General features: G+C 65.0%; 12 protein-coding genes and 1 pseudogene. 8 read left to right on the top strand and 5 right to left on the bottom strand.

Translation table 11 applies throughout. The features are described 5' to 3' along the window. Nucleotides 1-132: 132 nt before the first annotated feature. Genes ABQE44_RS21220 through ABQE44_RS21205 form a run of 4 tightly spaced genes read left to right on the top strand, consistent with a single transcriptional unit; the run spans nucleotide 133 to nucleotide 4241 of the window. Entirely contained in the window at nucleotides 133-561 is a 429-nt protein-coding gene (locus tag ABQE44_RS21220; RefSeq protein ID WP_448394040.1) for an MmpS family transport accessory protein, read from the top strand. Continuing rightward, nucleotides 558-3464, top strand: coding sequence for an MMPL/RND family transporter (locus ABQE44_RS21215; RefSeq protein WP_448431783.1), 2907 nt, complete (start codon nucleotides 558-560; stop codon nucleotides 3462-3464). The genes ABQE44_RS21220 and ABQE44_RS21215 overlap by 4 nt, the downstream gene beginning before the upstream one ends. Then, nucleotides 3461-3787 carry a DUF732 domain-containing protein gene (locus ABQE44_RS21210; protein ID WP_448431781.1) on the top strand — a complete coding sequence of 109 codons (327 nt, stop codon included), beginning with the start codon at nucleotides 3461-3463 and terminating at the stop codon, nucleotides 3785-3787. The genes ABQE44_RS21215 and ABQE44_RS21210 overlap by 4 nt, the downstream gene beginning before the upstream one ends. A gap of 13 nt (nucleotides 3788-3800) precedes the next feature. Then, nucleotides 3801-4241, top strand: a complete 441-nt coding sequence (locus ABQE44_RS21205; RefSeq protein WP_448394043.1) for a DUF5078 domain-containing protein — start codon at nucleotides 3801-3803, stop codon at nucleotides 4239-4241. Here the strand turns inward: ABQE44_RS21205 and ABQE44_RS21200 are convergent, their stop codons facing one another. Next, nucleotides 4242-4901 carry a DUF7159 family protein gene (locus tag ABQE44_RS21200; protein WP_448431779.1) on the bottom strand — a complete coding sequence of 220 codons (660 nt, stop codon included), beginning with the start codon at nucleotides 4899-4901 and terminating at the stop codon, nucleotides 4242-4244. A 237-nt stretch (nucleotides 4902-5138) separates the two neighbouring features. On the opposite strand from ABQE44_RS21200, the gene ABQE44_RS21195 reads away from it, so the two are divergent. Continuing rightward, the gene (locus ABQE44_RS21195; protein WP_448431777.1) at nucleotides 5139-8003 is read left to right on the top strand and encodes an MMPL/RND family transporter; all 2865 of its coding nucleotides are present in this window, start codon (nucleotides 5139-5141) and stop codon (nucleotides 8001-8003) included. Here ABQE44_RS21195 and ABQE44_RS21190 read toward each other — a convergent pair. Then, the gene (locus ABQE44_RS21190; RefSeq protein WP_448431775.1) at nucleotides 7989-8387 is read right to left on the bottom strand and encodes a DUF4267 domain-containing protein; all 399 of its coding nucleotides are present in this window, start codon (nucleotides 8385-8387) and stop codon (nucleotides 7989-7991) included. The genes ABQE44_RS21195 and ABQE44_RS21190 overlap by 15 nt on opposite strands. A 311-nt stretch (nucleotides 8388-8698) precedes the next feature. Here ABQE44_RS21190 and ABQE44_RS21185 point away from each other — a divergent pair, with 311 nt between their 5' ends. From ABQE44_RS21185 to ABQE44_RS21175, 3 genes are all read left to right on the top strand, one after another. Next, nucleotides 8699-9151: an OsmC family peroxiredoxin gene (locus ABQE44_RS21185; protein ID WP_448431773.1), complete on the top strand. Its 453-nt coding sequence runs from the start codon at nucleotides 8699-8701 to the stop codon at nucleotides 9149-9151. Beyond that, nucleotides 9148-9639 carry a hemerythrin domain-containing protein gene (locus tag ABQE44_RS21180; RefSeq protein WP_448431771.1) on the top strand — a complete coding sequence of 164 codons (492 nt, stop codon included), beginning with the start codon at nucleotides 9148-9150 and terminating at the stop codon, nucleotides 9637-9639. The genes ABQE44_RS21185 and ABQE44_RS21180 overlap by 4 nt, the downstream gene beginning before the upstream one ends. 84 nt (nucleotides 9640-9723) lie before the next feature. Beyond that, a complete protein-coding gene (locus ABQE44_RS21175; protein WP_448394049.1) occupies nucleotides 9724-10608 on the top strand; it encodes a universal stress protein in 885 nt (294 codons plus the stop codon). A 227-nt stretch (nucleotides 10609-10835) separates the two neighbouring features. On the opposite strand, the gene ABQE44_RS21170 is transcribed toward ABQE44_RS21175, so the two are convergent. The 3 genes and pseudogenes from ABQE44_RS21170 to ABQE44_RS21160 form a co-directional block, all read right to left on the bottom strand. Then, nucleotides 10836-11360, bottom strand: coding sequence for a TetR/AcrR family transcriptional regulator (locus tag ABQE44_RS21170; RefSeq protein ID WP_448431825.1), 525 nt, complete (start codon nucleotides 11358-11360; stop codon nucleotides 10836-10838). A gap of 59 nt (nucleotides 11361-11419) precedes the next feature. After that, a complete protein-coding gene (locus tag ABQE44_RS21165) occupies nucleotides 11420-12604 on the bottom strand; it encodes a sulfotransferase family protein (RefSeq protein WP_448431769.1) in 1185 nt (394 codons plus the stop codon). Beyond that, nucleotides 12601-13669, bottom strand: a pseudogene (locus ABQE44_RS21160) (DUF1214 domain-containing protein). Before ABQE44_RS21160 ends, ABQE44_RS21165 begins: the two are co-directional and overlap by 4 nt. Nucleotides 13670-13760: the final 91 nt, after the last annotated feature.

The following is a 13760-nucleotide window of genomic DNA, read 5'->3' as shown; positions in this document are numbered from 1 at the left end:
AGCGACACACTGACTTGAGCTAACCTAGGCCGAAATGAGAAGTTATACCGGCTAAGTACGCACGCCGGAATTGAGACGATACGAAAATCAAGGGGCGCGATATATGGACGGCAGCGGTCGAAGGCGAATGACGTGATCCGCCTCGCCAAGCGGGTGTGGATCCCACTCGTGATCATCGTCGTGGTCGCCATCGCCGGGTTCACCGTGCAGCGCATCCGTACGTTCTTCGGCGCCGAGGGCATTATCACCACGCCGACGGTGTTCGCCGACGACCCCGAACCGTTCGACCCCAAAGTCGTGACCTACGAGATCTTCGGCACCGGTTCCTACGCCGACATCAACTACCTCGATCTCGACGCCAAACCGATCCGCGTCGACGGCGCGTCGCTGCCGTGGACCCTGACGTTGCAAACGACCGCCCCGTCTGCGGCGCCCAACATCGTCGCTCAGGGTGACGGACAATCGATCACCTGTCGGATCACCGTCGACGACGAGGTCAAGGACGAGAGAACCTCCACCGGCGTCAGCGCCCAGACCTTCTGCTACGTGAAATCCGCATGAGCGTGCCGTCCAGCGAGGCGCCGACAGACGCCTTCCCGCCGGCGAGGCACACCCAACGTCCGTTCATCCCGAGGATGATCCGCAAGTTCGCGGTGCCGATCATCCTGGCCTGGATCCTGCTCATCGCGGTGCTGAATATCGCTGTGCCGCAACTGGAGACGGTCGGTCAGATGCGCGCGGTGTCGATGAGCCCCGACGAGGCGCCGTCGATGATCTCGATGAAACGCATCGGCGAGGTCTTCGAGGAGTTCGACTCCGACAGCTCGGCGATGATCGTCCTGGAGGGTGAAGAACCCCTCGGCGACGATGCGCGCGCGTTCTACGACAAGATCGTCGACGAGCTGGAAGCCGACACCAAGCACGTCCAGAGCGTCCAGGACTTCTGGAGCGACCCGCTGACCGCGGCTGGCGCGCAGAGCAACGACGGCAAGGCGGTCTACGTCCAGGCCTATCTCGCCGGTAACCAGGGCGAGAGCCTGGCCAACGAATCGGTGCAGGCGGTCCAGGACATCGTGGCCGGCATCCCGCCGCCGCCGGGTGTCAAGGCGTACGTGACGGGCCCGGCCGCCCTGTCGGCCGACCAGCACATCGCCAGCGACCGCAGTATGCGGCTGATCGAGGCGGTCACCTTCACGGTAATCATCACGATGCTGCTGCTGGTCTACCGCTCGATCGTCACCGTGGTGATCACGCTGGTGATGGTCGTGCTGCAGTTGCTCGCGACCCGAGGCGTGGTCTCTTTCCTCGGCTACCACGAAATCATCGGGCTCTCACCGTTTGCCACCAACCTGCTCGTCACGTTGGCCATCGCCGCAGGCACCGACTACGCGATCTTCCTCAACGGGCGATACCAAGAAGCGCGTGGCGCTGGTGAAGACCGAGAATCGGCTTTCTACACCATGTTTGGCGGCACCGCCCACGTCGTGCTTGGCTCGGGCCTGACGATCGCCGGCGCCACGTTCTGCCTGAGCTTCACCAGGCTGCCCTACTTCCAGTCGCTGGGTGTCCCGCTGGCCATCGGCATGGTGACCTGTGTGTTCGCCGCGCTCACGCTCGGGTCGTCGATCATCACCGTGGCGACTCGGTTCGGCAACTTGCTCGAACCCAAGCGGGCGATGCGGGTGCGCGGTTGGCGCAAGATCGGCGCCGCCGTCGTGCGGTGGCCGGGCCCGATCCTGGTCGCCACAATCGCGCTGTCGCTGGTCGGTCTGCTGGCCCTGCCCGGCTACCACACCAACTACAACGACCGGACTTACCTGCCGGCGGACCTGCCCGCCAACGAGGGCTACGCGGCCGCTGACCGCCACTTCTCACAGGCACGGATGAATCCGGAACTGTTGATGGTCGAAAGCGACCACGACCTACGCAACTCGGCGGACTTCCTGGTCATCGACAAGATCGCCAAGGCGGTGTTCCGGGTTCCCGGGATCTCCCGGGTGCAGGCCATCACCAGGCCCGACGGCAAGCCGATCGAACACACCTCGATTCCGTTCCTGATCAGCATGCAGGGCACCACCCAGCAGATGAACCAGAAGTATCTGCAGGACCGCATGGCCGACATGCTGGTTCAGGCCGATGAGATGTCGAAGACCATCGCGAGCATGGAACGGATGTCGGCACTGACCGCGGAGATGGCCGACGTCACCCACGCAATGGTCACCAAGATGAAGGACATGACGGTCAGCGTCGCCGAAATGCGGGACAGCATCGCCAATTTCGACGACTTCTTCCGGCCGATACGCAACTACTTTTACTGGGAACCGCATTGCTACAACATCCCGATCTGTTGGGCGTTCCGGTCGGTGTTCGACACCCTCGACGGCATCGACACGATGACCCACAACATCCAGGACATGCTCCCGGATATGGAGCGCCTCGATGAGCTGATGCCGCAGATGGTCGTCCTGATGCCGTCGATGATCGAGACGATGAAGACCATGCGGACGATGATGCTGACCATGCACGCCTCCCAGAAGGGGCTGCAGGATCAGATGGCGGCGATGCAGGAGAACTCCAGCGCCATGGGCGAGGCGTTCGACGCGTCGATGAACGACGACTCCTTCTACCTCCCGCCGGAAGTGTTCGACAACGAAGACTTCAAGAAGGGTATGGAGAACTTCATCTCGCCTGACGGAAATTCGGTGCGGTTCATCATCTCTCATGAGGGCGATCCGATGACCCCGGAGGGCATCGCCAAGATCGAGCAGATTCAACAGGCGGCCAAGGAGGCCATCAAGGGCACGCCGCTGGAGGGCTCCAAGATCTATCTGGCCGGCACGGCCGCGGTGTTCAAGGATATGGCCGACGGCAACGTCTACGACCTGACGATCGCGGCGATCGCGTCATTGGCGCTGATCTTCATCATCATGTTGCTGATCACCCGAAGCGTGGTGGCCGCCGCGGTGATCGTCGGCACGGTGGTGGTGTCGTTGGGTGCGTCGTTCGGCCTGTCGATCCTGATCTGGCAGCACATCCTCGGGATCGATCTGCACTGGATGGTGATGGCGATGTCGGTCATCATCCTGTTGGCGGTCGGCGCCGACTACAACCTGTTGTTGGTGGCCCGGCTCAAAGAGGAGCTGCATGCCGGCATCAACACCGGCATCATCCGCGCGATGGGCGGCAGCGGCTCGGTGGTGACGTCGGCGGGCCTGGTCTTCGCGTTCACGATGATGTCGATGGCGGTCAGCGAATTGACCGTAATCGGCCAGGTGGGCACGACCATCGGGTTAGGCTTGCTGTTCGACACTCTGGTGGTCCGCGCCTTCATGACGCCGTCGATCGCGGCGTTGTTGGGCAAATGGTTCTGGTGGCCTCAACGGGTCCGTCAGCGACCCGTACCATCGGCGTGGCCGAAACCCAAAGAGTTCACACAGGCGGGTCAACAAGGAGGGCAGCTTTGAAGCGCTCGATGGTCGCAATAGCGGTGGCCGCAGCGGGACTGACGTTCGCGGCGCCGGCATCCGCTGATGTCGACACTGCCTTTGCCTCGGAGCTGCACAGCTACGGGATCTACGGTCAGCGCGACTTCAACGCCTGGATCGCGAAGATCAGCTGCAAGCGGTTGCGCAACGACGTCGACCGCAGCGCCAACGATTCCGCGGAGTTCATCTTCGACCAGCTGCAGCGCGGTAGCACCACCGAACAGGCGTGGCAGTTCCTCGGCGCGGCGCTGCGCACCTACTGTCCCGACAAACTGCCGATTCTCGACGACGCGGCGCGCTAGAAGGAGTCGAAAAGTGTTACGCAAAGTCAGCATCGCCCTGGCCGCGGCCGTCAGCGCGGCCGTGCTCTTTCCGGCAACGGCGTCCGCGGACGCCACCGAGGACTACCCGATCCCCAACCGGATGCTCAAGACGACGTGCACGGTCGACCAGTACATGGCCGCGGTGCGGGACACCGACCCGGTGTACTACGAGCGCTACATGATCGACTACAAGAACAAGTCGCCTCAGGTCCAGCAGGGCGCACGGGACCGGATCCACTGGTACTTCTCGATGGACTACCCCGGTCGCCGCGCCTACTCGGAGAACATCGCCACCAATATTTACTACGAGCAGATGGCGTTCGCGTGGCCCAACTGGGCGAAGCTGTTCTTCAACAACAAGGGTGTGGTGGCGCACGGCACCGAGGTGTGCGCGGACTACCCGCCCCATGACCCGTCCGTCTGGACCTGGTGATTACGGTAGGGCGCTGACCACCGAGCTCAGTACTTCTGTCATCGGGTCCCCTACGGGCGCAATCGGATTGGGAGCGGCGGCGACGACGGCCTCGGGCGCGCTGGAGTAGGTGGGCGCGGGCCGGGTCGCCGGCGCCACGTCAGGGATGGTGTAGGTCTTCAGCGACGACGCCGGCGCGTCCAGCGGCGCGACGGTCACCGCCACCACCGTGGTGGTGGATGCCGCATCGCTGCCCGACGACGAGGCTTCCGGCTGTCCGCCGAGTTCGGGCGCCACGGCGAACAGCGCGATCACACCGCCCACCACGATGGCGGCCGCGCGCAGGTGCGAACCGAACCGGCGCCGCCGACGTGCCGGCTTCGCGACAGGCGGGGTATCGACATTGTCGAAACCCGTGTCCCGCAACCACTCCCGAAGCAGTGACGCGTTCGCTTCGACGTCGTCGGTGTATCGCAGCGAGACTGATTTCACCACATAACCGCTGGCGTCGGCGATGGCCAGCGCGCCGCGCACCGCGCCCTGATGAGCGGTGATGTCGCCGTCGTCGGAGGCGGTGTCGACGTGGTCGTGATCAAGGACGGTCTCGTTCGCGCCGGTCGCGTCAACCAATGCCCAGGAGATACCGGTCGAGGCCATCGAAAGCTCGAGCGCTGTCTGCACCGCTGCCCCATCTCTGTCGATCCGCCGTGCCTCAACGTGAATATCGGCCCAGGGTTCGTCGTGTTACTGCGGCGGTGAAGTTGCCCTCAGCTAAGGCCCCTACAATGTTGCGCACTGCCGCGTCGTACACCGGCGTGGCTGGTCAGCAGAGGTAGTTCGCCGTAGGCCAGCCTAATCTGGTAAAAACTAAGACGGTCTAACACTCCAAGGGAGGAGCTCAGCCGAGGTGTTGGCTAGGTGAGCACCCCTGCCGTCGATTCGGCACCGACAGCACATAAGCCGTTGCGGTCCAACGTGGCCACCTGGATCCGGCGCCTGGCGGTGCCGATCATCATCGGCTGGATCCTTCTGATCGCGGTCCTCAACGTCTCGGTGCCGCAGCTCGAGGTCGTCGGCCAGATGCGTTCGGTTTCGATGAGCCCCGACGAAGCGCCGTCGGTGATCGCGATGAAACGCATCGGCACGGTCTTCGAGGAGTACGACTCCGACAGCTCGGCGATGATCGTCATCGAGGGCCAGGAACCTCTCGGGGACGAGGAGCGGGCCTACTACAACGAGCTGATCGGCAAGCTCGAAGCCGACACCAAACACGTTGAGCACGTACAGGACTTCTGGGGCGACCCGCTGACCGAGGCCGCCGCGCTCAGCGCCGACCGCAAGGCCGTCTACGTGCAGGTGTACCTGGCCGGCAACATGGGCGAGGCGTTGTCCAACGAGTCGGTGGAGACGGTGCAGAACATCGTCGACGGGTTGCCACCTCCGCCGAGCGTCGACGTGTTCGTCACCGGTGGATCGGCGTTGATAGCCGATCAGCAGATCGCCAGCGACCGCAGCGTACGCATCATCGAGATGGTGACGTTCGCCGTCATCATCACGATGTTGCTGCTGGTCTACCGGTCCATCACGACCGTGCTGTTGACGCTGGCGATGGTGGTCCTTGCGCTGGCGGCTACCCGCGGCGTGGTGGCCTTCCTCGGCTACCACGACCTCATCGGGCTCTCGACGTTCGCCACCAACCTTCTCGTCACCTTGGCCATCGCGGCGTCGACGGACTACGCGATCTTTCTCACCGGTCGCTACCAGGAAGCGCGCACGATAGGACAGGACCGGGTCACCGCCTTCCACACGATGTATCGCGGCACCGCCCACGTCGTGCTCGGGTCGGGTATGACGATCGCCGGGGCGACGTTCTGCCTGTCCTTCACCCGGCTGCCGTATTTCCAGTCGCTCGGCGTGCCGCTGGCGGTCGGGATGACGACGGCGGTGTTCGTCGCGCTGACCCTGGGCGCCGCGATCATCATCGTGGCCAGTCGGTTCGGCCTGCTCGAACCCAAGCGCGCGATGCGGATTCGGGGTTGGCGCAAGATCGGCGCCGCCATCGTGCGCTGGCCGGCACCGATCCTGTTCGTGACGGTCGCGATCTCCCTCGTCGGCCTGCTGGCCCTGCCCGGCTACCAGCCCAACTACAACGACCGCCAGTATCTGCCGCCCGACCTGCCCGCCAACGAAGGTTTCGCGGCGGCTGAACGGCATTTCTCCCCCGCCACGATGAACCCCGAAGTGCTGCTCGTGGAAAGCGACCACGACCTGCGCAACTCGGCGGACTTCCTGGTGATCGACAAGATCGCCAAAGCCGTGTTCGACGTGCCCGGCATCGGCAGAGTTCAGTCGATCACCCGCCCGGACGGCAAGCCGATCGAGTTCAGCACGATTCCGGCCCAGATCAGCCTCGGCGGCGTCACCCAGGACCTGAACCGCAAGTACATGCAGGACCGCATGGACGACATGCTGGTGCAGGCCGAGGAGATGCAGACGACCATCGACACGATGACCCGAATGATGTCGTTGATGGCCGAGATGAACGCGACCACCCACAGCATGGTCGAAAAGACCCGGACGATGACCGTCGACATTGTCGAACTGCGCGACCACATCGCCAACTTCGACGACTTCTTCCGGCCGATCCGCAACTACTTCTACTGGGAACCGCACTGCTACAACATCCCGGTCTGTTGGACCCTGAGGTCGATCTTCGACACCATCGACGGCGTCAATGTCATGACCGACAATGTCCAGGCGCTGCTGCCCGAATTGGAACGCCTCGATGCGCTGATGCCGCAACTGCTTGCGCTGATGCCCGAGCAGATCCAGACGATGAAGAACATGAAGAAGATGATGCTGACCATGCACGCCACCCAGGCGGGCATGCAGGATCAACAGGCCGCGATGTCGGAGAACCAGTCCGCCATGGGCGATGCGTTCAACAACTCGTGGAACGACGACACGTTCTACCTGCCGCCGGAGATCTTCGACAACGAAGACTTCAAGAAGGGCATGGAGAACTTCATCTCGCCCAACGGGCACGCGGTGCGGTTCATCATCAACCACGAGGGTGACCCGCTCAGCGCGGCCGGCATCGACCGCATCGACGCGATCAAGCTGGCCGCCAAGGAAGCCGTCAAGGGCACACCGCTGGAGGGCTCTACGATCTACCTCGGCGGTACCGCGTCGTCGTTCAAGGATATGCGCGACGGCAACAGCTACGACCTGATGATCGCGGGCATCCTCGCGTTGGCGCTGATCTTCACGATCATGCTGCTGATCACGCGCAGCATCGTCGCGGCGGGTGTCATCGTCGGCACCGTGGTGTTGTCGCTGGGCGCGTCCTTCGGGCTCTCGGTGCTGCTGTGGCAACACGTCCTGGGCATCGAACTGCAGTTCATGGTGATGGCCATGGCGGTGATCATCCTGTTGGCCGTCGGCGCCGACTACAACCTGCTGCTGGTGGCACGCCTGAAAGAAGAACTACCCGCCGGCGTCAACACCGCCATCATCCGGGCGATGGGCGGCAGCGGATCGGTGGTGACCGCCGCGGGTCTGGTGTTCGCCTTCACGATGTTCTCGATGGTGGTCAGCGAGTTGACCGTGGTCGCTCAGGTCGGCACGACGATCGGGCTGGGCCTGTTGTTCGACACATTGGTGATCCGCGCCTTCATGACACCGTCGATCGCAGCGCTGCTGGGCAAGTGGTTCTGGTGGCCCCAGGTGGTGCGTGCGCGGCCGAGGCCCGTGCCGTGGCCCGAGCCCCTAGCTCGACGCTGAATTCTGCGATGACTGTGGGCATCCGCGCATTGCGCCCCACAGCCCGACGCCGATGCCGATGACCGCGCCGCCGAGGCCGATGGTGCGCTGGGACGGCTTCATCTCGTTGTGCACCCCGATCCCGCCGAGCAGGTCGGCGGCGTCGGCGCCGCCGGAGGCGAGGAACCAGCCCCGGGTGTTGCGCCCACGCAGCGCCGCCGCGGTCAGCAGACCACCGATGAGCGCGTCGCGGTAGCCCATCGAACGCAACAGCAGTTGGGTCGTCGGCGTCGTGTCGTCAGGGGCGCCCCACAACCGGTTGGCTGCCAGCGGGTCGACGAGAAATGAGATGCCTGACGCGAGGCGGATGCTGCCCGCGACCAGCGCGGCACGGTCGATCGACATGGCTGGAGCCTAAGCGGTCGGACCGTGTCGCCGGGGCAGAAACCCGGATACCGCCGCGCCGCGGACATCTAGCCGTGCATAACGCAAGACTTGCCTAATGCAATACTGGGTCCGTCGCATCCGAGCGGGAGATGGCGCAACGGATGTTCGGATTCACCGCTGCGCGACGTCACCGCCAAATTCGAGGAGACCAAGCAGTTGCGCGGACGACTGGCGGCCCAGCCCTCGCGGTAACGCCGAAACTGGAGTAGCGTTTCTACAAACAATGACTGTATAAACACGGGCCTCCGTCGCAGAAGGAAAGAGAACTCATGGCTATCGCTGATCGCACCACGCGCACCGTCTGGGCAGGCCCCCTGGCCACCGGCTTTGGGCGAATGGAGTCCGGCAGCGGGGCGCTCACGGGAAACGATGTCACCTGGGCCGCACGCACCGAACAGCCCGGCGGTAAGACCAGCCCCGAAGAACTGGCCGCCGCAGCGCATTCGTCATGCTTCTCGATGGCGCTGGCGCTCAAACTCGGTGAGCACCACGTTGAGCCGCAACGGCTGGACGTGCAGGCGACGGTGACGCTCGACGAGGTCGACGGGTTACCGACGATCGTCACCTCGGCACTGGACATCACTGCCGAAGTCGAGGGAATCGCAGCCGCAGATTTCCAGAAGGTTGTGGATGAGGCCGCCGCGCTGTGCCCGGTGTCGCGGCTGTTCGCCGGCGCGAAAATCAGCGTCAACGCACAACTGCTGGCCCGGGAGACGGCATGAGCGCCACGTTGAGCGCCGCGCTCGAACGCGAGCACCGGACCATCGACCGCGGTATCGAACTCTTCGCCGACAGCGCCCATGCGGAGGTCACCGATGAGCACCGCGACGCACTGCGCCAAGCGGTGGCCGTGCTGCGGCGACACATCTACCTCGAAGAGGAGTACCTGTTCCCGCCGCTGCGGGCGGCGGGCATGGTGGGCCCGGTCATGGTGATGGTGCATGAGCACGCTCACATCTGGCCGCTGCTGGAACAACTCGACGATTGTCTCACCCGCGACAGCACCGACACCGCAGCGCAGCTGTGCCGAGAATTGTTGACGCTGTTGGGATCGCACAACTGGAAGGAAGAGCGGATTCTCTACCCCCAGGCCGACGACACGCTGTCTGCCTCGGACCGCGATGAGCTGACCGAACTCGTCGTGACCGCGCAGGTCCCTGACGGCTGGGTCTGCCACGGTGCCGTGACGGGTGACCAAACGGTCTCCTGAGCAAGGGCCTTTCCCGTCCGCCGGGCGCGCCCACAGGGCACACTATTGGGCACCGGCTTTTCGGCGAGCACGGAGGAGGCTGAGGTGGCGGCTCTGATCGAGAATCCCGGCATCGTCGCCGGCGTCGACGGATCATCGACGTCCACGGTGGCGATCGGCTGGGCGGCGCGGGAGGCGGCACTGCGTGGCGTCGCGCTCACGTTGGTGAACGTGGTCAACCCAATCATCACCACGTCCCCACACGTCCCGCTGCCCGTCGACCTGCACCAGTGGCAACAGGAGATGGTCGGGCACTACATGGAGGCCGCGGTCAAGCTCGTCGACTCCTACGCCGCCGAGCACCGGCCCGCCAAAGTCAACACCGAGGTGTTCTTCGGATCCACCGTGCCCACGTTTGTCGACATCTCGGAGACGGCCGACATGGTCGTGGTCGGCAACCGGGGCCGCGGCGCGGTCAGCAGGCTTCTGCTCGGCTCCGTGACGTCGGGGCTGGTACATCGCGCGCATTGCCCGGTGGCCGTCATCGGCGACGACAAATCAGCGACGCCGGACACAGCGACCGCGCCGGTTCTAGTCGGCGTGGACGGCTCCGCGGGCGCCGACTACGCCACCGACATCGCATTCGAGGCGGCGGCGCTGCGGGGCGTGGAGGTGGTGGCGTTGGAGGCGTGGAGCGACACCGTGCTCGATCTGCCCGAGCTGGACTGGGAAACGGTCAAGACCCACGAGGAACAACGGCTGACCGATCATCTGACCCCGTGGCAGAAGCGGTACCCCAACGTGGCAGTGCGGCCGGTGGTGGTGCGGGACGAGCCGGCACGCCAACTCGTCGAGCACGCCGAGTCCGCGCAGCTGGTGGTCGTCGGCAGCCGTGGCCGCGGCGGGTTCACCGGAATGCTGCTGGGATCGGTCAGCTCGGCCGTGGTGCAGGCCGTTCGCAAGCCGGTGATCGTCGCGCGCCCGCGCTGAAGGACGAATTGCCCTTGTTGTGCCGTGGTGGCCCATCGCTATGCGTCGGCGGAGAAGGTAGGACCGTTCATCTACTCCATGATCGTGTTCTCCGCGCTGATCGCACTGGATCGTCTGGCAGCATCCGCCGACGGCCTACATGTACGCGGGGACGGCGTTGGTCATCGGCGGCGGCTTGATCGCGGTACGGGCCAAAGCCGCAGTGCCACAACCGGACACCGTTGCCACTAGGGCCGCGTCAGCGCCCAGGTCATGAGCTGGGTGACGTGGTCGACCACCACATCGGGCGGCGTCTGATCGGCCAGCAGGTGCATGGTCACCGCACCGCGAATCGTGTTGAGCGTCAAGTCGATATCGACGTTCATTCGCGCGTCGCCGCGGCCGATCCCGGCGTCGACGAGCGCCGTCAGTGACGCACGCAGCGGAACCAGCAGGCCCTCGACCAGACCCGGCAACGGAGTATGGGGGTCCGCGTCGGCCATCAGCCCCGCGATGCCGGCACGCACATCGGGTCGGCACGCGTAGTCGACGATGGCGCCGACGAACGTCCGCAGGTCCGCGCCGAGCGGACCGCGATAGGCCGTCGGCCACTCGGGCGTGCCGAAGCCGAAGAGCGCCTCGGATACCAACGAGGCCTTGACCGCCCACCACCGGTAGACCAACTGCCGGGTGACGCCGGCGCGCTTGCCGACCTCGGAGAAGGTGACCGCGGTGTAACCGCGTTCGTCGAGCAACTCCCGGGTGGCGGCCAGGACTGCCTCGTGCCGTTGTGAATCGCGCGGTCGGCCCGGGCCGGCCGCGGCGACGCGGGTCAGCTCAGCTCCTCGGCGACGGCGAAGTACTCGGTGTAGCGGGCGGTGCGTTCGCGGATCGCGTCGAGCGAAAGGCCGGTGGCCTCGAACGTGTACGGATGACCGTGGCCCTCGCGCACGTGGGTGCGCAGGAAGTTTGTCATGGCGTCCTCGACGTCGGCGGTGAACGTCCACCCGAACGCGGAGTAGACGGTCTTGGCGGCGCCGATCGGGTCGTTCATCAGGTCGGCGAACTGGACGTCGACCACCCGGTCCGCGGGTACGACACCGGTGAAACGGGCGTCGGCGCTGCGCTCGAGCCCGCCGAGGATGAACTCGAAGAACTCGGCGGCCATCCTGGGCTGATCGATGTCGTCGGTGCCCAGCTTGCGCAGCGTGGCGAGCAGGCTTGTGGTGGAGGCCATCACCTTGGCGGGGTCACGGTGTGTCTGCACCAGAAGCGCCTGTGGGTATTCGGCCATCAGTTCGGGCAGCGTCCAGCAGTGAAACGGGGTCTTGATCAGCCAGCGGTTGCCGGGGGCTTCGCTGGCCAACAGTTCGAGGAAGCGCCGGTGCCAGGTGTAGGAGCCGGCGACGTGTCCCTGCTCCTGGGCCGGATTCAGCAGCCATTGCAGGTAAGAGGGCACTTGGTACTGGGTGGGAAAGATCGCGGAGACGAAGTGGCTCGCGGTGATGCGCACGCACTCCTGGGCGAGTTGGGCGCCGAGTTGATGCACGGCCCGAAACTCTGGAATCACGGTGTCCACGAGCTCGAAACCCGCCTCGGTCTGGGCGATTCGCGGGTCGGTCAGGTAGGTCTCGGTGCGCGGCGGCGGCAACGGCTGGTCGACCTCCCACGTCTGCGGCACCCGATGGTCGGGATCCTGTGCGAGCAGATCGAAGAGCATGGTGGTGCCGGTGCGAGCCTGACCCATGATGACGATCGGCGGCGTGATGTCGCGCTCCCGAATCTCGGGGTGGCGGCGGTGGTGGTCGACGATGCGCAACCGGTTCACCAGGTACTGGGTGAGCTCATTTTGGACGACGAACTGCCCCATCTCGTGCAGGTTCGCCTCGCGGGCCAACGAATCGACGAGCACGTCCAGAGCGGTGCGCCAGCCGTCACCGCCGAATAGCGCGTCGTCGCCGAAGTCGGTGAGACCTGTTGTGGTGATGGCGGACTCGATAAGCTCCTGGGATTTCATGCGGTGACCTCGGTGAGGTTGAGCAGGGTGGTGGTGACGCTGGGCGGGTCCGGGTTGTCGAGCCAGCGCAGCACGATGAAGCCGCGGCGGCGTCCGCCGGTGTCGAGCCAGTTCGGCACGCCGGGGTCATATCCGGCGATGACGACGCGCACGGTGCCGTCGGCGCGGGGTTGAAATGAGGCCTGGGTGCCCGAACTGCGGCTGCGAAACGGCTCCAGGCACTCGTGCCAGATATTCTCCAGGGTGATCGACCAGTAGCGGGTGTGGGGTGGTTCGATGTCGAGCTGCAGGGCCTGGCCGTCGGTCAGGTCGAACGTGCCGAGCATGTAGAGGTTGTCGGGGGTGGTGTTCTCCGAGCCCAGCGCCGCCGCCTCCGCCGTCACCAGTTTGTTGGGCTCGTCCAACAGGTTCGGTAAGACGGTGCGGTGCAGCGTCATCAGCTTGTAGGCCGTCCACGTGAACGCGCTCAGCTGATCGGCGAGTGTTTCGTCGGTGAGCGCGGCGACGGGTTGTGCTGGTTCGATCTGGGCGATCTCGTAGGTGGCGAGCTGCTCGGTCCGGCGGTCGGAGACGTACTGCCGCACGACGACGGCCGAGGCATCGTCGGGAATCTGCACCCAGTGCTCACCGGTGCCGGGATCGGTTGGGGCGAGCACGAATTCGAAGGTGCCGCCGGCGCCGACGGTCAAATCGGTGTCCGATAGATAGGCGGCGGGGCGTGAGCCCGGTGCCAGCCATCACCTGAAAACCCAGATAGGTCACCGTCTCACGGCGGCCGTGGACCCGATACGAACGGCCGGGGGTCAGCGCGCACAGGTCGTACTCGCCGTCGGGGTTGGGTCCGCCGACCTGGCGCAGCGCCGTTGCCATCGGGAAGAACCGCGGCACCTCGGGATCGACGTCGAGCGACAGTTCGCTGCACAGGGCGATAATCCGGGAAAGCACCCGGTAGCCCTCCAGGCGCTCGCGGTCATCGCAGGCGTCGGCGCGGACCACCTCACCTAGGTCGCGAAACATGCCGAGCAGCGCGTCGAAGGCCTCGTCACTGCGTGGAGTTGTCGACATGGCACTCGATTCCGTCGGCGGGGCAAGCGGCCGGCATTTAACATACACAGTGTTGCGTAATTGCGGAGGCGGTTTGCGCCTTAACGAGCCG

This window comes from Mycolicibacterium sp. XJ2546, from assembly GCF_053483195.1.
Note: the sequence above shows the minus strand (reverse complement) of the source record. Positions and strands in the feature narration are given on the sequence as shown.

Excerpts from the sequence above, each read along its gene's own strand:
- ABQE44_RS21165 (WP_448431769.1), bottom strand. The coding sequence starts at position 12,604 with ATGAAATCCCAGGAGCTTATCGAGTCCGCCATCACCACAACAGGTCTC.
- ABQE44_RS21190 (WP_448431775.1), bottom strand. The coding sequence starts at position 8,387 with ATGTCGATCGACCGTGCCGCGCTGGTCGCGGGCAGCATCCGCCTCGCG.
- ABQE44_RS21180 (WP_448431771.1), top strand. The coding sequence starts at position 9,148 with ATGAGCGCCACGTTGAGCGCCGCGCTCGAACGCGAGCACCGGACCATC.
- ABQE44_RS21185 (WP_448431773.1), top strand. The coding sequence starts at position 8,699 with ATGGCTATCGCTGATCGCACCACGCGCACCGTCTGGGCAGGCCCCCTG.
- ABQE44_RS21215 (WP_448431783.1), top strand. The coding sequence starts at position 558 with ATGAGCGTGCCGTCCAGCGAGGCGCCGACAGACGCCTTCCCGCCGGCG.